Source organism: Paenibacillus sp. O199 (assembly GCF_001636635.1).
GTDB lineage: Bacteria > Bacillota > Bacilli > Paenibacillales > Paenibacillaceae > Paenibacillus > Paenibacillus marchantiae.
Window position 1 is genome coordinate 15,453 of the sequence record NZ_LGRP01000018.1, and the last position, 18,470, is coordinate 33,922.

The window sequence follows — 18,470 nt, forward strand, 5'->3', positions numbered from 1 at the left end:
GAGAAGTTTGTGATTTTACAAATCGCAGCGATTGTACTGAGCTATCTGCTCGGTTCAATCAGCTTTAGTGTCCTCCTTGCAAAAGCACTACGGGGGATCGATATCCGTCAACACGGAAGCGGAAATGCAGGGGCTACCAATACTTTGCGGATATTGGGTAAAGGACCGGCAATTCTGGTACTTCTGTTGGATGTACTCAAAGGTATTGCGGCCGTTTGGATTGGGGTTTGGTTCAGCAATGGTTCCGATTGGATTCCTGCACTCAGTGGTATAGCTGCCATTGCAGGACATAACTGGCCGCTGTACTTCCGTTTTCGTGGAGGAAAAGGAATTGCGACAGCGATCGGTGTGCTCGTAACTCTTGCACTTATTCCTGCGCTATGCGCCGGTGTATTTGCCATCCTGTCCATCGTATTGACACGATATGTTTCATTGGGTTCCCTTATTTTTGTAGCTTTGACACCGCTCTTCATCCTTGTGTTACCCGGATATTCGATGAGTATCTTCTGGGGAAGTCTGATTATTTGTCTGTTTGCGTTCTGGAGACATCGTACCAATATTGCGAAGCTCGCCAAAGGACAGGAAAATAAATTGGGATCGAAAAGCCCTGGAGGGGGAAAACGCGTTGTCTAAAAAAGTTGCTGTTCTGGTTGCGGGCAGTTGGGGTACTGCACTTGCCAGTGTATTAGCTGCCAATCAACTGGATGTGATCATGTGGACACGTGGTGAAGACCAGGCCACAGAAATCAATAATAAACATACAAACCAACGCTTCCTTCCCGATGCAGAGCTGTCACCTCGTATTCAGGCAACCACGGATATGGCGACGGCAGTTGAAGGGGCTTCTGCTGTGTTAATTGTTGCTCCTTCATCGGCGATGCGTTCGGTTGCTCATCAGCTTAAGGCCTATTACAAACCGGAAATGTTAATCATTCATGCAACCAAGGGATTTGAGACAGAAAGTCTAAAACGCATGTCCACAGTCATTTCGGAAGAACTTGAATGTGAAGAAGGACATATCGTTGTACTTTCTGGTCCAAGCCATGCGGAAGAAGTGGTTAAGCGTTGCCCAACGACGGTTGTTGTGGCATCACTGGATAAAGCTTCTGCCGAGGCCGCCCAAGGTTTATTTATGAATGCTTATTTCCGTGTGTACACGAATCGAGATATGATCGGTGTAGAATTGGCGGGAGCGTTTAAAAATATTATCGCGCTGGGAGCAGGTATGTCAGACGGCCTTAACTTTGGTGATAATGCCAAAGCAGCGTTGCTAACACGCGGGCTGGCCGAGATCACACGCATCGGTGTGGAGATGGGGGCGAATCCGCTTACGTTCTCCGGACTTGCAGGGATCGGTGATTTGGTCGTGACCGCGACTAGTCAGCACAGTCGTAACTGGAGAGCAGGTTCCTTGCTGGGCAAAGGACAGAAGCTGGACGATGTATTGAATTCCATGGGCATGGTTGTGGAAGGAATTCGGACCACACAGGCCGCCCACTTCATTTCTCAGAAATATGGTGTGCAAATGCCGATTGCAGATCAGCTTTATCACGTTCTTTTTCAGGAGAGACAGCCGCGGGATGCGGTTGAAGCTTTAATGGGACGTGATCCCAAGACCGAAATGGAAGTCATGACGCTTGAAACCTGGGAGCAGTGGCATTCCTGATGGTAGCGTAGGCAGCTTTCCCGAAATGAGAAGCTTATTCACCTTTTTTGCGGTGCACTCATATTATACACATGAGTATTGCCGGAGGAGGGGAGACGAATGGCTAACAACATTTCCAAGGAAGCGCTGAAAGCGATCAACAAAAAAACAGGGAAATCGATTACGGAAGGTGCCGTCAAGAAATTGGCGAGTACAGTAAAACCGTCCACCATGCAGAATGAAGCTCAGTTGCGCCAACTGATCAAGCAAGTATCCGCCATGGCAAAAGTGCCGGTATCTGAGGATACAGTTCAGGATATCGTGAGTGCCGTCAAAAAAAGCGGATTAAACCCAAACAGTATGGAATCATTAATGAAAATGATGATGAAAAAATAATAGATCGCGCCTGCATGCAGGCGATCGAGCAAGACAAAAAGACAAGTCGGCATTTGCCGGCTTGCTTTTTGTCTTTTTTTTGGAAAGCTGAGCAATGTTTCGTGTTATAATAGTTGCAATTGTCACAGTGTCAGTGATGAATTACGGACTGAAGGGGAGAACTCTGGATTATGAACGCGATGGACAAGATGTGGCTTTCATTGGTCGCAATCCTCATTATGGGACTATCTGTATTCCTAATTACGTTTGCTCGCTCCAAAACGAAAGGCGTTGTACGGGGCATTCTTTCTTTAATCGCTTTTCTCATTATGCTGATTGGCCTTTTCGGCGGAATAGCTTCTCTGACCTGATCTTTCTCGCCTGAGAGATAACATCCGCATAAACACATCATAAGAACTGACACAACGAAAACGGATGAAGGGAAGGTGAGCCGATGAGGTCGCATGAAACGGAGGATCGGACAGAGCGCTATCCGGAATTACACGCGGCTTTGCTGGAAACGGCGAAAGCTTGGGATGCAGAGCCTTATACGTGGCTGCTTGGGGGAAGCTGTGGGTTGTTGCTCCAGCAGGTGGAATTACAGCAGGCTCCCAGAGATATTGATATTTACGCTGATATCACCGCCGCGAAGTTGCTGCATAAATCTGCGCCTGGAATGGTACTGGACGAGCCTGTCGTAGATAAGACGGGACCTTATGCCTCGCTACTCAGTCATTATCAGGTAGGGACTTGTGCCTTGGAACTGGTTGGGGGTTTCGAAGTGTGGTCACGTAAGAGTTGGTACCGCATTGAAATTGAGCATGTATTGGCCGAGTATGCACCTGAAGCCAAAGTAGGTTCTTACACATTGCGTCTAATGCCGCTTGCTCATGAGCTGTTGTTTAATCTAATGAGAGGCCGTGCCGATCGTTACGAACCCATTGCAAGGCAGATTCGGCAGATGCCTGAATCACATCAACCTCTAATGACTTTATTGGGGAAGCAAAATATATGGACAAGCCGATTCAGAGCAGAAGTGGAAGAGCTTGTTGGCTTCGAATGGCCTCAGTAAGTTAGGAGGAAGAATGATGGATTACAATATTACATTTTTACCGCAAAATAAAACGATTCGGCTAAAGCCAGGGGTAACGCTGTTAAATGCTGCACGCCGTGCAGGGGTTAAAATAGCAACGCGATGTGATGGAAAGGCAGCCTGCCTGATGTGTAAGGTGAAAGTAGATTCGGAACATCTAGCAGCGCTGCATCCACCAACAGATGCGGAGAAGCGTAAACTAGGTTCACTGCTGGATGCAGGCACTCGACTGTCATGTCAGGCGAAGGTGCGGGGATCGGTGACGGTTCATGTTCCGGAGGACCCTCTGAAGGCAGCGATTCGTAAACAATTGGAGCGTCAGCAGCAGGAAGAGGACGATTGGTTCTAAGAATACCTGAGTGGAACGATTCAAGGAGGATACGGATGAACGTGAATATGACGAAGAACGTGAAACCAAGAAGGCAGAGGCGTCATTTGCAGAAGATGTCCTGTCTACTCTTATTCCTATTGTTTGCTTTTACAGCAACGGGGTGTATGTATCAATCCCAGAGTAATCCCGATCCCAAAATAGCTTATAGGGAAAGCTTAAGCCGTATTCAAACTGCGGTAGAAGCATTCCAACAGGATCAGGGGATTTTGCCCATGGTCAACGCAGATATGGAAACACCGAAATATGAAAAATTCAGAGTTGATCTGTCCAAGCTGAAACAGCAGGGGTATCTGGATGAAATACCCGGCACGGCGTTTGAAAGTGGTGGGAGCGCTTACTTTCTCATTCAGGATGAAGAAGTGAACCCGACAGTCAAAGTCATGGATCTTCAAACGGTACAGAAAGTAAATGATGTTCAACGAATGGTCAATCAGTACAAGTCCGTACATAACAATCAACTACCAAGTGGGGAAGAACTGTATCCTGGGCTATACGCTGTAGATATGGAACAAGCCGCACAGGCTGGTGCCCCAGCGGTTACACTGAATAGTGTATATTCGGGTCAGGAACTGCCTTTCATGATGGATGATGAGGGCAATGTCTATGTAGATTATGCTTTTGACATTATGCAGGCTGTAGAGAAGTCAGATAATGCTCCAACAAAAGTGGAAGATTTGCGTGAATTCTTGCTGGAGCATTCTTACTTTGTCCCTGTAAAATCAGTCGCCTATACCTGGCAGAATAACACCCCGATTGCAACAAAGTAATAATGAGCGTTAATTCGATTCGAATGCACGCAATCCATTGATTGTCCTTAAGGTAAAAAAAAGAGATATTCCGCATCACGGGATATCTCTTTCTTATAAGTTGGTTTATAGTCACATCATATGGTCCATAAGCTATATTCAGATTACTTTGTTCAGACCTCCACTTTATAACTCAAGTCAAGTTCATCACCGGGTAATCCCCGAATACCCCAATGACTGCGCGGTGTTTCAAATATAGTAATCTCCACATCATTGGGCGACAATTTCAACTGTTCGTTCATCCGTGTGAATAATTGCTGAATGAGTTCTTTCTTGACTTGATCTGTTCGGCCTTCGAACATGCTGATTTCAATAATGGTATACCCTGCTGAACGATCAGAGGGAAAAAGAAAATCATCCGTGTTCATGGGAAAGTAACGTTGAAACTTCTTGTTCTCCGGTAATCCCACAACATCCACCATAACGGAGTGTATAACTTGTGAAAGCTGCTCTTTCAATGGGTTCAAGTGCTCACCTAGTCCATATACTTTGATCTGTGCCACGCTCATCTCACCTTTCTCAGCTCGTTATCTCTGCTCTTCTCTGCTAAAAAATGCCTTACCTTCACAGTATACCTTCTGCACGGCTTGAACGGTAACACGAGAACCAAATGAACGAACCGGCATAAAAGCTTCGGCACGCTCATAAAGTAGATTGTAATAAAGACGCGCAGTCCGAGAGCGGGGCAATTCTCTTAAGGCAACTACCTTGAGAAAAAAACAAAAAATACGCGTCATAATGCTGCATACGGATACATAAGATGATACTAGTCCAATTGCATGTACGAGTTAACGCCGCTCTCGCCGATTTCATCAGAATGCAACGTTCGGCGGCGGACGACTTCCGGGCACTCACAAAGGCGGCTCTACCGTTGCAGGGATTTCAGTCTTCTGATTGAAAAAACGAAGCGGATGCTCTTTAGCATTTTTCCTTCGGAGTAATTTAGGGAGGGATTTCATTGGAGAAAGTGGACATTTTTAAGGACATTGCCGAGCGGACCGGAGGGGATATTTATCTCGGGGTTGTCGGCGCAGTCCGGACGGGGAAATCAACATTTATCAAACGTTTCATGGAAACAATCGTCTTGCCGAACATTACAAATGAGGCAGACCGTGCGCGGGCAGTGGATGAACTGCCACAGAGCGCAGCTGGCAAAACAATCATGACTACGGAGCCAAAATTCGTACCGAATAATGCGGTTCAAATCAAGGTCGCCGAGGGACTTGATGTCAATGTGCGCCTTGTGGATTGCGTAGGCTACGCAGTGGAAGGAGCCAAGGGATACGAGGATGAGAATGGACCACGCATGATCTCCACGCCTTGGTTTGAAGAACCAATTCCTTTCCAGGAAGCCGCCGAAATTGGCACACGCAAAGTCATTCAGGAGCATTCCACACTGGGTGTGGTGGTTACAACAGACGGCACGATCGCTGAGATTGCCCGGAGTTCCTATGTGGAATCAGAGGAACGCGTTATAGCCGAACTGAAGGAAGTAGGCAAACCGTTTGTACTGGTGATCAACTCGACTCGCCCTCGCAGTGAAGAAGCGCTGCAGTTGCGCAGTGAGCTTGCTGCCAAGTATGACATTCCGGTTATGACACTCAGTGCAGCTACAATGACAGAAGATGATGTCACAGGTGTGCTTCGCGAAGTGCTGTATGAGTTCCCTGTACATGAAGTGAATGTGAATTTGCCGAGCTGGGTGATGGTGCTGAATGAAAACCACTGGCTGCGCAGCAACTATGAAAATTCCGTTCGCGACACGGTTAAGGATATTCGCAGGCTGCGTGATGTGGATCGAGTTGTTGCTCAGTTCATGGAATACGAATTCATCGACCGAGCCGGTCTGAGCGGCATGAACATGGGGCAGGGTGTAGCAGAAATCGATCTGTATGCACCGGATGAATTATATGATCAGATCCTCGTGGAAGTTGTTGGTATTGAAATTCGAGGCAAAGATCATCTGCTGCAATTGATGCAGGAATTCTCCCATGCGAAGAGGGAGTACGATCGCTTCGCTGAGGCGCTGGAGATGGTCAAAACGACTGGCTACGGCATCGCGGCTCCATCCCTCGCCGAAATGGCATTGGATGAACCTGAACTCATCCGGCAGGGTACCAAATTCGGCGTCCGCCTGAAAGCAACTGCACCATCCATTCACATGATCCGGGTCGATGTGGAATCGGAGTTTGCACCGATTATCGGAACGGAAAAACAGAGTGAGGAACTGGTGAGGTACTTGATGCAGGACTTCGAGAACGATCCGATCAAGGTATGGGATTCAGATATGTTCGGTCGTTCACTGCATTCCATCGTGAGAGAAGGCATTCAGGGTAAAATTGCGATGATGCCAGACAACGCACGATACAAATTGCAAGAGACGCTGGGACGTATTATTAACGAAGGTTCCGGTGGATTAATCGCTATAATTCTGTAAGTCCAAAAGGCCGTAGGGGTACCCCTCGCGGTCTTTTTCTTGTTTTATTTTCATGATTCTGGATGAACTGGATAAGATACTTTAGTTTCGAATAAAAACTTAGCGAGTTTTAGCTTTAAATTACTAAAACCCATTTACATACTAGGGATTAGCCGTTATATTAATATTCAACTATTGTGATCGAGATCACAGAGAGAGTGTGAACAGGGGGAGAAAGAGATGAGAAGTAAAAATACAAAATGGGTATGGTTGAGTGTGTTGCTTGTATTTACATTGGCGCTGTCCGCTTGCGGAATTAAAAAAGAGCCTGCTTCAACTACAGCTTCCGGCGCAGCAGAGGACAAGCCTCAAACCGAAGCAGTAACAGGCCCACTCAGTGGAAAACGAATTGCACTGATCATGGAATTTAACACAGGTACGTTCTCACAGCAATATGTGCAAGGGGTTAAAGAAGAAATCGAAAAATTCGGTGGACAATTGACTACGTTTGTCGCCGATAATGATAAAGCCAAAATGGTATCGTTGCTCGATAGCGCAATTAACCAGAAATTCGATGCCATTCTAACGGATCATGGGGATTCCTTGCTGACGCCGGGCGTGAAAAAGGCAGTAAAACAAAACATTCCGGTTGTTGTGTTCGATGCAGACATTAGTGTTCCGGGAGCAACAGTGTTGTCCCAGGATGATCAAAAGATGGCTGAACTTACGCTGGAGCAAATGAAAAAAGATATCAACGGACAAGGCAATATCGTAAAAGTATGGGTTGCCGGCTTTGCACCAATGGAACGTCGTCAGGTTGCTTATGGCAAGTTCCTGAAAGAGAACCCGGACATTAAGGAGATTGCAACGTTTGGTTCAGCTCAGAACCCGGCGCTGGATACACAAGCCAAAATGGAAGCGATTCTGAAACAATATCCAAAAGGTGAAATCACAGCGGTATGGACTGCATGGGATGAGTTCGCCAAAGGTGCAGCGCGTGCCATTCAGCAAGCAGGACGTGACGAGATCAAGGTATATGGTATTGATATGAGTGATGAAGATTTACAGATGATCCAAGATCCGAAAAACCCTTGGGTAGCTTCCGCAGCGGTTGATCCAACAGACATTGGACGTGTACAAGTCCGTTATGCATACCAGAAGCTGAACGGGGATGATACAGAGGATCAAGTGGTTCTCAACCCGGTTTATGTACAGCGCGATGCGCTGCCTGACAAACAAATCTCCACTTCAGAGCTGTCCGAGTATGTTGAGGGTTGGGGAGGTAGTACACAGGGAATCAAGGAATGGATGTCGGAATACGGAGTTACTGCTAAATAAAACAGCGTAACGGAGGCGCGCCGCAAGGCGCGCTTTTTCCAACCATGATGGAATATAACTACATGAGAATAGTGACACTCCCGGAGGGGAGCGATTGGAGGTTGGCGTCATGAGTACTGCACCGATTCTGCTTCAAATGGAACATATCCACAAGCAGTTTGCAGGCATTCCTGCACTGAAAGACGTGGAGTTCTCCGTGAAAGGCGGAGAAATTCATGCGCTGCTAGGTGCGAATGGTGCCGGCAAGAGCACATTGATGAAAATTCTATCTGGTGCCTATCAACTGGATCAGGGTACTATCCAATTAAGTGGGCAAACGCTTCATCTGAATTCACCAGGCGATGCCAAAGCGAGTGGTATTCACTGTGTGTATCAAGAGGTGGATGCTGCGCTGGTTCCCCAATTGACAGCTGCCGAGAACATTATGCTGGATCAATTAGCGTCGCCGAGTGGAGGTTGGTGGAAAAGCCCGCGGAAACTGCAACAGCGTGCGGCTGAAGCTTTGCAGCAATTAGGAGCGGCTATATCCGTTCACAAAAAAGTAGCCGACCTGACGCTCGCGGAGAAGCAGATGATTCTGCTCGCACGTATCCTGATTCAGGATGCCAAGGTCATTATTTTTGATGAACCAACTGCACCGCTGAGCCAGGAAGAAACGGATGCTTTTTTCCGAATTGTACATTTGTTGAAAGAACGCGGAGTGGCATGTATTTTTATTACTCACCGTCTTCCTGAAGTTACAAGTCACTGTGACCGCGTCACCGTGATGAGAGATGGACAACATGTGTTCACGGGTGAGGCAAAAAAGCTTACGATCAATGATCTGGTGACACAGATGCTCGGAAAACCGTTTGAGGAAGAGTTTCCCAAGACAGAAGCACCGGTAGGAGAAGTGTTGCTGGAAGCAAGAGGACTTCGGCGTGGAGTCCGAGTCAAGGGTGTGGACCTATCTGTTCGTCGAGGCGAAGTGCTTGCTGTAGTAGGGCTTGTAGGTGCGGGGAAAACGGAATGTTCCCGCTTGTTGATTGGTGCAGATCGGTTGGAGAGTGGAGAGATTCGGCTTAACAATCGTGAACTTCGTCTTTCCCAACCTGCTGATGCTGCTGCTCTGGGAATTGTCTCCGTGCCTGAGGAACGGCGGAAACAGGGGATTTTGATTGAGGAAAACGTGGAGCGGAATTTGAGCCTGCCTTTGCTTGGACGTCTTAGTAGATTAGGTTTTGTAAGTCGAAAGCGAGAGCGTGAGAATGCGGAATCTTTAGTGCAGCAACTCGGTATCAAAACATCGTCAGTGCGACAGGAAGTGAAGTATTTAAGCGGTGGCAATCAACAAAAGGTGGCCATTGGCAAATGGCTGAATGCCGACGCAGACGTCTTTATCTTTGATGAGCCGACAAAAGGTGTGGATATCGGCGCCAAAAGTGACATTTTTCGCATCATTAACGAACTGGCTTTGGCGGGTAAAGCTGTTATCTATTTCACGTGTGAACTGGATGAAGGATTGGGCATTGGTGATCGGATTGCAGTCATGTGTGAAGGGACGATTGTAAAGGAATTCAAACGGGGCGAGACCAATCAAGAACAGCTGCTATACTACGCAAGCGGTGGACAAGAGGTGGAAGCATGAAGGATAAATCATTAGATTTCGCGTTCCGTTATGGCGCAATTATCGTTATTATTGGTGTTATAGCATTTTTCGGTATTAAATTGCCTTATTTCTTCACGTACAGTAACTTGACCGATATTTTGGGTTCAATCTCTATCGTGACATTTGTGGCGATTGGTGTTACCTTATCTCTCATTGTTGATGGATTTGATCTTTCGGTGGGGGCGACCGTCTCGCTGACTACTGTCGTTACCGCTTCATTAATGATTTGGTATCAGCAGCCGCTGGCAGTTGTCATTATCGTCCCACTGATTATTGGTGCTGTGATTGGTTGGCTTAATTCCTTGCTAATTGTGAAACTGCGTATCCCGGATCTACTCGCTACACTTGCCACGATGTACATTATCGGTGGAATTCACAAAACGTATGCTCAAGGGTACACGATCTATAACCATATGCAGTTTCCGGACGGAAGCAAGGCTGCCGGAGAGATGGACCCCACATTTCTGCAGCTTGGGCAGGGAAAATGGCTGGGAATGCCGATTTCGGTCATTCTATTGCTCATTGCGGTTATCGGTGTGCATATCTTTTTGACGTATACGAAGTATGGGCGCCAGATGTACGTTACGGGGGGCAATGAAGAAGCGGCACGCCTATCCGGTATCAAGGTGAAAAAGGTGCGTACACTCGCTTATGTAGCTGCTGGAGTGTTTGCTGCAATCGGCGGTATTATCTATGCATCCAAAGTAGGTTCAGGGCAAATTGATGCGGGTTCTCCGTTGTTAATGGAATCCGTAGCCGCGGTATTTGTCGGATTCTCCGTATTTGGTGCAGGTAAACCAAACGTGATCGGAACATTCATTGGTTCGGTTCTGATTGGTGTACTGGTGAACGGTTTGACTATGATGAATGTTCAATATTTCACGCATGATATTGTAAAAGGTGGGGTGCTCGTGCTTGCCCTGGCGGTTACATTTTACGTGTTAAACCGCAACCGCACTTGAAATTGTGTGCTGTCTGTATTAGTATAAAATTTGTTCGGCGTCTGAAACAACCTTTGTTTCAGGCGACATTCTGCCGGAAATGACTGTTGACCGCAGGCCGAGATTTCTGTTCATCACGCTCAAGATGTACGTAGATTTTTTGTGTATGAACGTATATTTCGCTATAAAACGGAAACACAGTATAACATTCAGGACATTGATTCAGGAGGTGAAAAAACAAATGAACAAATCAGACTTGATTACACACGTGTCCGAAGCTACTGAATTGTCCAAAAAGGATGTAACGAAAGCGGTTGATGCCGTATTCGAAGCAATCTCTGAGGCTCTTCAAAGCGGAGACAAAGTACAATTGGTTGGTTTTGGGAACTTCGAAGTTCGCGAGCGCTCTGCACGTAAAGGACGCAACCCGCAAACAGGTGAAGAAATCGAAATTCCTGCGAGCAAAATTCCTGCATTCAAACCAGGTAAAGCGCTCAAAGACGGAATTAAATAAGATTTCTACATATTCCATATGTCGACAAAAAGACCGTGACTTGTTCACGGCCTTTTCTTTTGTCCTTTAATCATTTTTCTTCCTGCCGTCTAGCGACTCCGGCTCATCCGGTTGCTGCGCATAGGCAATCAGAATCAGTTCTTCTCCAGTAGCTGCGGACAGATGCTGTTCAGTTTCTTTTAACTGGTGAATATGCTCGTCTGTCAGTGCTGCGGGAATGTACTTCATAGAGACTCTCCTTTCTGTGGCTGGATCACTTGTAGTATGACCTGGGAGTAACAGATTATTGCGCTCCATTCACATAAGGGCTGGTTGACAAATGAAACAATATTTATCATCATTAACGCTATTGAACTAGGAGAGGGGATGTGCGTGATGGATCATCCAACCGGCAGTGATTATATCGTAATTAAGGCGGAGGAGAACGGTGTTCAGGTGATCGGCTTAACCCGAGGTCAGGATACCCGCTTCCACCATACGGAGAAGCTGGATAAGGGAGAAGTCATGTTTGCCCAATTTACCAATCATACTTCCGCCATTAAAATCCGTGGAAAAGCCACGCTGATCACCAAGCATGGACAAATTCAGTCGGAATAATGAAAATTGCAGGCATAGCCTGCTTTTTTTCATTGTACAATGAGGTATGAGCCTTTACCGGACAGACTACACTAATAGGTAAGGGCAGGGAGGCATTTATGAAACCGCGGATGATCGTGACTGCTTCACTGCTGGCAACGGTTGCGGCGGTCCTTCTGCTTGTTGCCATACAAACCTTACATATGCGTACCTTGGGCGGTGAAAACGTACAACCCGTTTCTGCGGCGCAGCATCCCGTCCAGCTAACAGAAGACAATCTGGTGGACGTGCTGAGCACCATGAAATTATCGACACCCATTGCCAGGGTGGAGTGGAAACGATCCATTTTGACGCTTGATCTAAAGGTTACCGGAACCAGCACAAGTTACACCGAAATCTATGGTAATATGGCTGCTGTGGCAGATCTAGGATTTCGAAGTCTGGATAACGTGGAACAGGTGATGCTGCGTGTTATGGCAGAGGATGAATGGCTTCACAAAAGACATTTGTTGCTCGCTGCCGATTTTCGGCGTGGGGAATGGCCAATGTACGCGATCGAAACGCTTCGAGACTGGAATAGTCCGATCCTCTCGGACGAATTGAAGGACTGGTTTCACATGATGGAGACCGAACTTTGGAAGAAGCAATTCGAAATGTCAAGTCCGGGGTAATAGAATAGCATGATTCAGTGCGTGCCCGATAAACATATGCTATAATATATAAGATTGTAGTGCAGAAATGGTTTAACAATGCAAAGGCTCGGAGGCTGAGAATGAATTCATATCGCGTACCCCAACTAGCAAAGAAATATACGGATTACGACATGATTCGACAACATACGGAAATCCCATCATTTCCGGATAGCCGGGCTCGTCTGCTGCAGGTATTTGTGGGCCGCACAGACGAAAAGGTTCATGATGAGCTATACGCTCTCGCAACCTCGCTCGTTCAGTTGGCCATGGATACGCATGATCGAATCGATACGATATCCGGAGAGCGTAGAGAACTGGAGATGCGTTCACGCCAGCTGAACGTGCTTGCCGGGGATTATTTCAGTAGCCGTTTCTATCAGTTGCTTGCCCATGCAGGCAAAATTGAAATGATCGGTAAACTTAGTGGTGCTGTATCCGAAGTGAATGCACGCAAGATGACGCTGTATGAACGGATGAAAAAGCTTCTCGTTTCGGCTGAAGAATACTTGCGTGAAACAGTACAGCTGAAGATGCAGCTGTTTCTTTCTTTTACAGGCATGATCCGCGATAACGAAGCATCACTATGGAACGACCTGTTGGCCGAATTCAGCTACTGCGAGGCAATTATGGAAGAGCTGCATCGGATGAATGACGAACAGAACTTTTATCACAGTTATGCTTTCTGGCATATTTACGAGTATGGCAATGACGACGAGCGCAATACGCTGCGTCAGCCGGAGCCTGATACAAGAGCATGGAGTGGTATGGTGCATAAGTATCGAATCGGCGAGTTTTTGCTGGACAAGCTTCGTGAGTGTACACACCGTATACAACTGTTGCTGCAAGACGAGGAAGATCAACTGGGCCTGCAAGAAATTGATGCAATCCTGGAGCCTTACTTGACGTATTTGCAGCCTTCACATGCGGCAGTAAGGGAAGATTGAGGGGGAGACAACGAATGGGGAGCGGAGAGACCAAACCTAAAGAAGAATTTGTCCATTCTGTTTTTCAGAGTATAGCAGGTAAATATGACGTCATGAATGATATCCTGAGTTTCCGCAGACACAAGGCTTGGCGCAAATTTACGATGAAGAAAATGAATATGTCCAAAGGCGATACCGGTCTTGATTTGTGCTGCGGCACATGTGATTGGACGCTTGCGATGGCTGAAGCAAGTGAAACAGGTCACATGCATGGACTGGATTTCAGCAGCAACATGTTGGAGGTTGGACAAACCAAAGTTGACGCTGTAAATCGGCAAAAACAAATTACGTTGGTACAGGGCAATGCAATGTCACTTCCCTTTGAAGACAATTCATTCGATTATGTAACGATTGGATTTGGACTGCGCAATGTACCGGATCTTAGACAGGTTCTGTCGGAGATGAAGCGTGTAGTGAAACCGGGTGGCATGGTGGTGTGTCTGGAATTGTCCAAGCCGACATGGCAACCGTTTAAAGGTATTTATTATTTTTATTTTGAACAAGTATTACCCAATCTTGCCAAATTGTTTGCCAAACGTTATGAGCAGTATAAATGGCTGCCCGACTCACTTGCACTTTTTCCAGGAAGGAAGGAACTGGCCGACATTTTCGCTGAAACTGGATTGCAGCAAGTGCAGGCCTACCCTCTAACCGGAGGCGTCGCGGCACTGCATATTGGAACCAAGGAGAATCAGCATGTTTAGGAAAATTCGCATCTTTTTAGAAATGATCAAAATTGAACATACGCTTTTCGCTTTACCTTTTGCATTTATGGGAGCCATCCTCGGTTCCATGGTAGTGAATGATACATTCCCGACCTGGATGCAGATTATGTGGGTATTACTGGCTATGATTGGTGCAAGAAGTGCTGCTTTTGGCTTGAACCGCATGATTGACCAGGCCATAGACAAGAAAAATCCACGTACCGCGATGAGAGCAATTCCGGCCGGTTTGTTGAAAAACGGTGAGGTCGTTATTTTTATCATAGTATCATTTGTGCTCTTGTTCTGGGCCTCATCCAACCTTAACGTGTTATCCATGCAGCTGTTGCCGATAGCTGTATTTATGCTGGTTTTGTATTCATATACCAAACGTTTCACCTGGTTGTGCCACGTAGTGCTCGGTATGACCATTGGTCTGGCTCCACTTGGGGGTTGGGTAGCAGTAACGGGTACGATGGATTGGACAGCGATTGTGCTGTACGTTACGATTGTGTTCTGGACTGCAGGGTTCGATATCATCTATGCATGTCAGGATCTGGATTTTGATCAGGGCGAGGGCCTTCATTCCATACCTTCCCGTTTTGGTCTTAACAAATCATTGCAGATCGCAAAGTTCTTCCACGTGATTACAGCAATCGGTTTTCTTGCTTTGTTATTGTTGACCGATCTGAGCTGGTGGTATGGAGCCGGAATGCTGATAACTTATGGTATCCTCTTCTATGAACACTATATTGTATCGCCAAATGACATGAGCCGTGTACAAACAGCATTCTTTACGATGAACAGTGTGCTGAGTTTAGTGGTATTTACGTTTACCCTGATTGATTTGGCGGTGAAATAAAGATGCAGCAGCCGGACAATAAACGACTTGTTGTCGGAATTACCGGGGCCAGTGGAAGTATATATGGCATCAGATTAATTGAAACGCTGCTTGATCTGGAATACACTGTGCATCTGGTGATCTCCAATGCCGGGTGGCGTGTATTAAAAGAAGAAATGGACTGGGATGTTACGAATCGGGACCGTGTGCTGGAAGAAAAATTTGGCGGTCGTGCGGGTTCCCTAATCTATCATCCCGTTAGTGATATTGGTGCCTCCATCGCGAGTGGTTCTTTCCTGGCAGAAGGCATGATTATAATGCCATGCTCCATGGGTACTCTTTCATCCATTGCACAAGGGTCATCGGACAATCTGATGTCCCGGGCTGCTGATGTCATGATGAAAGAGGGAAGAACGCTGATTCTGGTGCCACGTGAGACGCCACTGCATGCAATTCATCTGGAAAACATGCTGAAACTCTCACGGCTTGGTGTCCGCATGATACCGGCCATGCCTGCTTTTTATTACAAACCCCAAACGATGGACGAGTTGATTCTGTTTCTAGTGGGTAAAGTGCTCGATAGTCTGCGCATCCCGCATCAACTGTTTACCAGGTGGGGAGAACCGGATGAACGGGGATAGCTTCTGAGCTTCCTGCAATTTTGAATCTGCTGACCGAATTGCAGGGGCAATTTGCTGTCCCCCAATCCCGGGGTATTGGTGAGCGCTGATGGTGATGTTTGGATGGAACCACAGCCTTGACCCATGCTCCGGCAACTTCTGTACTTATGTTTCAGAACAAGTCGCAGAGTTTAATTCCCGGATGTCGGCCTTGACATTCGAAGAAGATTAGTACGTCTCAGAAGAACACAAGCAGGAAAGGCAAGCCCTGGTTTTTCGTTATGCCTGCAGGCCCGACTTGCTGGAGGGGAAGGTAAGCATGGATTTATGGACTGACAATACGCTGACACGGGTGAACGAATGAAACTATTGGATATTTTCGGGTTGTTAAAAAAAGACATGGACTACATTGAAAAAGAGCTGTATCGCAGTGTTCAGGGAGAACAGAAACTGCTAAGCGAAACGTCACTTCACCTGCTCAAGGCAGGGGGTAAGCGTTTGCGTCCGGTATTTGTGTTACTCGGTGGGAAATTTGGTACATACGACATTGAACGTCTGAAGCTGGTAGCGGTTCCGTTGGAACTGATTCATTCGGCTTCTCTGGTTCACGATGATGTTATTGATAATGCGGCGACACGGAGAGGTAAACCAACGGTGAAGTCCAAATGGGATAATCGGATTGCCATGTACACCGGAGATTACATTTACGGCAAGGCGCTTGAAATGACTGCGGGCCTGTCCGATCCGGCTATACACCGTATTCTGGCCAAAGCGATGGTTCAGATGTCCATTGGTGAAATGGAGCAAATTCGGGACTTTTTCAACACGGGACAAAGTGTACGTAACTATCTCTTGCGAATTCGTCGCAAAACGGCGCTTCTTATTGCTGTCAGCTGCCAGCTGGGGGCGCTTGCTACTCGTGCGCCGGAACATGTATCTTCGTTGCTGTACACCTACGGTTACAACGTGGGTATGGCGTTCCAGATTCAAGACGATGTACTTGATCTGGTTGGCACCGAAAAGCAACTCGGCAAGCCTCCAGGCAGTGATATGAAGCAGGGGAATATTACGCTGCCTGTACTGTATGCATTGCAGGAACCTAATTTGCGTGAACCTTTGCTGAAGGAGATAGCCCGCGTTCAGCACGAGGAGGGACGGGCGAGTGCATCCGATGCAATTGGAATGATTCGCCAAAGTCAAGGAATTGCTAAAGCAGAAGCCCTGGCTGACCGATATATGAAGAAAGCGCTCGATGCTCTGGATCAACTGCCTAACATCAAGACCACCAAAAACTTGCGTGATATCGCTCATTTTGTGGTCAAACGTACGCATTAATATGTTTGAACATAGACTGCTATGGACGGGCATCTTTTCATGAATTCAGTTCCTCGTGTAGCTGTCTCACTCAAAAAATAACATTGATGTGATATTCCTCATTGGGAGGATTTGGACATGTATGTTACAATCAAAGGGATTGCGTTTACATAATGAAATAACTTTGAACCGTGAGTGAGGAGTGAGCCTATGGATCGTACATTTTTGATGGTGAAGCCGGATGGTGTGCAGCGTGGTTTGATAGGGCGTATCGTTAGCCGTCTGGAAGACAAAGGATTTAAGTTGGTGGCAGGCAAGCTGGTGCAGATGTCTGAAGATCAGGCCAAGCGCCATTATGCTGAACATGAGGGGAAACCGTTCTTCGATGATCTGGTTCGTTTTATCACATCTGGACCTGTATTTGCTATGGTCTGGGAAGGTGACGACATCGTGGCGCTTGCGCGCATCGTAATCGGGAAAACCAATGTGAAGGAAGCGGCTCCGGGTACAATTCGCGGAGATTTCGCCAGCCACACACCGCATAATCTGATTCATGGGGCGGATTCACCGGAAAGCGCCACTCGTGAAGCAGCGAACTTCTTTACTCCGGATGAGCTGGTAACGTACGACAAGAGCATCGCAGCCTGGTTGTAATTTTTTTAGCCAGAAGGGTGATACGATGCTGGAGCAGGAACAACTACTAGACCAGGATTACACCGGATTTATTCGGAAAATCAAAGAGAGCACAGGCATTGATCTTGCTCAATACAAGGAAGGCCAGATGAAAAGAAGGCTGACCACACTTCGTAACAAAAACGGATTTCATACGTTTTCTATCTTTTTTGATGCCATGCAGAAGGACAAGTCTCTGTTTTATGAGTTTCTGGATCGCATGACCATTAACGTCTCGGAATTTTGGCGTAACCCCAATCGCTGGGAAGTACTGCGGGATGAAATCCTGCCTGAGTTGCTGGGTCCGAAGCGTGGCGTTAAAGTGTGGAGTGCCGCTTGTTCCACAGGCGAAGAACCTTACACTTTGGCGATGATTCTGGACACGATGGGCATTCTTAAGGGAAGCTCCATTACGGCAAGTGACTTGGACGAAGGAGCTCTCGCTAAAGCCAAGGAAGGGCGTTATATGGAACGCTCGCTCAAAGATGTACCCAAGGAAACAGCAAATCGATACTTCAAGCAGGATGGCTTGGTGTACCGTATTGATGAACAACTGAAAAGTTCAGTCAAGTTCATGAAGCAAAATCTGTTACTCGATCGTTTTGACGAAGGATATGATCTGATTGTGTGCCGCAATGTCATGATCTATTTTACCGAGGAAGCCAAAAACCTGTTGTATCACAAGTTTGCAACAAGTTTGCGTCCAGGTGGTATTTTGTTCGTGGGCAGTACGGAACAGATTTTTTCCCCGGGGCAATATGGTCTGGAAACTGCGGAAACATTCTTTTATCGCAAAAAATAATTTCAATTATTTCATAACCGTCTGGCGTGCACATGTATATGTGTCCAGGCGGTTATTTGCATAATGAATGAATGAATGGATACTTCTCACAGTCGTTGACAT

23 protein-coding genes are annotated in these 18,470 nt (G+C 46.8%); 21 read left to right on the top strand and 2 right to left on the bottom strand.

Going from position 1 to position 18,470, the window contains the following annotated elements; genetic code table 11:
* The first annotated feature begins 9 nt into the window (after window positions 1–9).
* From plsY to A6049_RS22265, 7 genes are all read left to right on the top strand, one after another.
* Window positions 10–633 (top strand): glycerol-3-phosphate 1-O-acyltransferase PlsY, encoded by a 624-nt coding sequence (gene plsY / locus A6049_RS22235; protein ID WP_063566755.1) that lies wholly within the window; start codon window positions 10–12, stop codon window positions 631–633.
* Window positions 626–1,666, top strand: coding sequence for an NAD(P)H-dependent glycerol-3-phosphate dehydrogenase (locus tag A6049_RS22240; RefSeq protein ID WP_063566756.1), 1,041 nt, complete (start codon window positions 626–628; stop codon window positions 1,664–1,666). Before plsY ends, A6049_RS22240 begins: the two co-directional genes overlap by 8 nt.
* 99 nt (window positions 1,667–1,765) lie before the next feature.
* Window positions 1,766–2,041: a stage VI sporulation protein F gene (locus A6049_RS22245; protein ID WP_024630680.1), complete on the top strand. Its 276-nt coding sequence runs from the start codon at window positions 1,766–1,768 to the stop codon at window positions 2,039–2,041.
* A gap of 170 nt (window positions 2,042–2,211) precedes the next feature.
* Window positions 2,212–2,391 (top strand): DUF2768 family protein, encoded by a 180-nt coding sequence (locus A6049_RS22250; protein WP_063566757.1) that lies wholly within the window; start codon window positions 2,212–2,214, stop codon window positions 2,389–2,391.
* 83 nt (window positions 2,392–2,474) lie between these two features.
* Entirely contained in the window at window positions 2,475–3,092 is a 618-nt protein-coding gene (locus A6049_RS22255) for a hypothetical protein (protein WP_063566758.1), read from the top strand.
* 16 nt (window positions 3,093–3,108) lie between these two features.
* Window positions 3,109–3,462 carry a 2Fe-2S iron-sulfur cluster-binding protein gene (locus A6049_RS22260; protein ID WP_063566759.1) on the top strand — a complete coding sequence of 118 codons (354 nt, stop codon included), beginning with the start codon at window positions 3,109–3,111 and terminating at the stop codon, window positions 3,460–3,462.
* Window positions 3,463–3,497: 35 nt separating this feature from the next.
* Complete coding sequence (locus A6049_RS22265) at window positions 3,498–4,271, top strand: hypothetical protein (RefSeq protein WP_079694050.1); 774 nt, start codon at window positions 3,498–3,500, stop codon at window positions 4,269–4,271.
* A gap of 152 nt (window positions 4,272–4,423) precedes the next feature.
* Here the strand turns inward: A6049_RS22265 and A6049_RS22270 are convergent, their stop codons facing one another.
* Window positions 4,424–4,813, bottom strand: a complete 390-nt coding sequence (locus A6049_RS22270) for a tautomerase family protein (RefSeq protein WP_063566760.1) — start codon at window positions 4,811–4,813, stop codon at window positions 4,424–4,426.
* 455 nt (window positions 4,814–5,268) lie between these two features.
* Between A6049_RS22270 and spoIVA the strand changes: the two genes are divergently transcribed.
* The 5 genes from spoIVA (at window position 5,269) to A6049_RS22295 (ending at window position 11,167) form a co-directional block, all read left to right on the top strand.
* Window positions 5,269–6,747, top strand: coding sequence for a stage IV sporulation protein A (gene spoIVA, locus A6049_RS22275; RefSeq protein WP_024630674.1), 1,479 nt, complete (start codon window positions 5,269–5,271; stop codon window positions 6,745–6,747).
* A gap of 219 nt (window positions 6,748–6,966) precedes the next feature.
* A complete protein-coding gene (locus tag A6049_RS22280; RefSeq protein WP_063566761.1) occupies window positions 6,967–8,064 on the top strand; it encodes a sugar ABC transporter substrate-binding protein in 1,098 nt (365 codons plus the stop codon).
* A 109-nt stretch (window positions 8,065–8,173) separates the two neighbouring features.
* A complete protein-coding gene (locus A6049_RS22285) occupies window positions 8,174–9,691 on the top strand; it encodes a sugar ABC transporter ATP-binding protein (protein WP_063566762.1) in 1,518 nt (505 codons plus the stop codon).
* The gene (locus A6049_RS22290) at window positions 9,688–10,674 is read left to right on the top strand and encodes an ABC transporter permease (protein ID WP_063566763.1); all 987 of its coding nucleotides are present in this window, start codon (window positions 9,688–9,690) and stop codon (window positions 10,672–10,674) included. Before A6049_RS22285 ends, A6049_RS22290 begins: the two co-directional genes overlap by 4 nt.
* Before the next feature lie 220 nt (window positions 10,675–10,894).
* On the top strand, window positions 10,895–11,167 hold the full coding sequence (locus tag A6049_RS22295) for an HU family DNA-binding protein (RefSeq protein ID WP_024630670.1): 273 nt from the start codon (window positions 10,895–10,897) through the stop codon (window positions 11,165–11,167).
* A gap of 66 nt (window positions 11,168–11,233) precedes the next feature.
* Here A6049_RS22295 and A6049_RS33380 read toward each other — a convergent pair whose 3' ends face one another.
* A complete protein-coding gene (locus A6049_RS33380; RefSeq protein ID WP_161490627.1) occupies window positions 11,234–11,395 on the bottom strand; it encodes a hypothetical protein in 162 nt (53 codons plus the stop codon).
* Between the two features lie 147 nt (window positions 11,396–11,542).
* On the opposite strand from A6049_RS33380, the gene mtrB reads away from it, so the two are divergent.
* From mtrB to A6049_RS22340, 9 genes are all read left to right on the top strand, one after another.
* Complete coding sequence (gene mtrB / locus A6049_RS22300; RefSeq protein WP_024630669.1) at window positions 11,543–11,764, top strand: trp RNA-binding attenuation protein MtrB; 222 nt, start codon at window positions 11,543–11,545, stop codon at window positions 11,762–11,764.
* 98 nt (window positions 11,765–11,862) lie between these two features.
* Window positions 11,863–12,414, top strand: a complete 552-nt coding sequence (locus tag A6049_RS22305) for a hypothetical protein (RefSeq protein WP_063566764.1) — start codon at window positions 11,863–11,865, stop codon at window positions 12,412–12,414.
* Window positions 12,415–12,515: 101 nt separating this feature from the next.
* The gene (locus A6049_RS22310) at window positions 12,516–13,379 is read left to right on the top strand and encodes a heptaprenyl diphosphate synthase component 1 (protein ID WP_063566765.1); all 864 of its coding nucleotides are present in this window, start codon (window positions 12,516–12,518) and stop codon (window positions 13,377–13,379) included.
* A gap of 14 nt (window positions 13,380–13,393) precedes the next feature.
* Window positions 13,394–14,122, top strand: coding sequence for a demethylmenaquinone methyltransferase (locus tag A6049_RS22315; protein WP_053780684.1), 729 nt, complete (start codon window positions 13,394–13,396; stop codon window positions 14,120–14,122).
* Window positions 14,115–14,981 carry a UbiA-like polyprenyltransferase gene (locus tag A6049_RS22320; RefSeq protein WP_063566766.1) on the top strand — a complete coding sequence of 289 codons (867 nt, stop codon included), beginning with the start codon at window positions 14,115–14,117 and terminating at the stop codon, window positions 14,979–14,981. The genes A6049_RS22315 and A6049_RS22320 overlap by 8 nt, the downstream gene beginning before the upstream one ends.
* A gap of 2 nt (window positions 14,982–14,983) precedes the next feature.
* Window positions 14,984–15,601, top strand: a complete 618-nt coding sequence (locus tag A6049_RS22325; protein ID WP_063566767.1) for a UbiX family flavin prenyltransferase — start codon at window positions 14,984–14,986, stop codon at window positions 15,599–15,601.
* Between the two features lie 339 nt (window positions 15,602–15,940).
* Window positions 15,941–16,915, top strand: a complete 975-nt coding sequence (locus tag A6049_RS22330) for a polyprenyl synthetase family protein (protein WP_063566768.1) — start codon at window positions 15,941–15,943, stop codon at window positions 16,913–16,915.
* A 189-nt stretch (window positions 16,916–17,104) separates the two neighbouring features.
* A complete protein-coding gene (gene ndk, locus A6049_RS22335; RefSeq protein WP_063566769.1) occupies window positions 17,105–17,548 on the top strand; it encodes a nucleoside-diphosphate kinase in 444 nt (147 codons plus the stop codon).
* Between the two features lie 25 nt (window positions 17,549–17,573).
* The gene (locus A6049_RS22340; RefSeq protein WP_063566770.1) at window positions 17,574–18,368 is read left to right on the top strand and encodes a CheR family methyltransferase; all 795 of its coding nucleotides are present in this window, start codon (window positions 17,574–17,576) and stop codon (window positions 18,366–18,368) included.
* Window positions 18,369–18,470 lie beyond the last annotated feature (102 nt).

Coding starts and splice junctions, on each gene's coding strand:
- A6049_RS22290 (WP_063566763.1), top strand. CDS start 9,688: ATGAAGGATAAATCATTAGATTTCGCGTTCCGTTATGGCGCAATTATC.
- A6049_RS22310 (WP_063566765.1), top strand. CDS start 12,516: ATGAATTCATATCGCGTACCCCAACTAGCAAAGAAATATACGGATTAC.
- A6049_RS33380 (WP_161490627.1), bottom strand. CDS start 11,395: ATGAAGTACATTCCCGCAGCACTGACAGACGAGCATATTCACCAGTTA.
- A6049_RS22305 (WP_063566764.1), top strand. CDS start 11,863: ATGAAACCGCGGATGATCGTGACTGCTTCACTGCTGGCAACGGTTGCG.
- A6049_RS22340 (WP_063566770.1), top strand. CDS start 17,574: ATGCTGGAGCAGGAACAACTACTAGACCAGGATTACACCGGATTTATT.
- A6049_RS22265 (WP_079694050.1), top strand. CDS start 3,498: ATGAACGTGAATATGACGAAGAACGTGAAACCAAGAAGGCAGAGGCGT.
- A6049_RS22280 (WP_063566761.1), top strand. CDS start 6,967: ATGAGAAGTAAAAATACAAAATGGGTATGGTTGAGTGTGTTGCTTGTA.
- A6049_RS22260 (WP_063566759.1), top strand. CDS start 3,109: ATGGATTACAATATTACATTTTTACCGCAAAATAAAACGATTCGGCTA.
- A6049_RS22295 (WP_024630670.1), top strand. CDS start 10,895: ATGAACAAATCAGACTTGATTACACACGTGTCCGAAGCTACTGAATTG.
- A6049_RS22315 (WP_053780684.1), top strand. CDS start 13,394: ATGGGGAGCGGAGAGACCAAACCTAAAGAAGAATTTGTCCATTCTGTT.
- A6049_RS22330 (WP_063566768.1), top strand. CDS start 15,941: ATGAAACTATTGGATATTTTCGGGTTGTTAAAAAAAGACATGGACTAC.
- A6049_RS22250 (WP_063566757.1), top strand. CDS start 2,212: ATGAACGCGATGGACAAGATGTGGCTTTCATTGGTCGCAATCCTCATT.
- A6049_RS22320 (WP_063566766.1), top strand. CDS start 14,115: ATGTTTAGGAAAATTCGCATCTTTTTAGAAATGATCAAAATTGAACAT.
- mtrB (WP_024630669.1), top strand. CDS start 11,543: ATGGATCATCCAACCGGCAGTGATTATATCGTAATTAAGGCGGAGGAG.
- A6049_RS22325 (WP_063566767.1), top strand. CDS start 14,984: ATGCAGCAGCCGGACAATAAACGACTTGTTGTCGGAATTACCGGGGCC.
- A6049_RS22285 (WP_063566762.1), top strand. CDS start 8,174: ATGAGTACTGCACCGATTCTGCTTCAAATGGAACATATCCACAAGCAG.
- ndk (WP_063566769.1), top strand. CDS start 17,105: ATGGATCGTACATTTTTGATGGTGAAGCCGGATGGTGTGCAGCGTGGT.
- A6049_RS22245 (WP_024630680.1), top strand. CDS start 1,766: ATGGCTAACAACATTTCCAAGGAAGCGCTGAAAGCGATCAACAAAAAA.
- A6049_RS22255 (WP_063566758.1), top strand. CDS start 2,475: ATGAGGTCGCATGAAACGGAGGATCGGACAGAGCGCTATCCGGAATTA.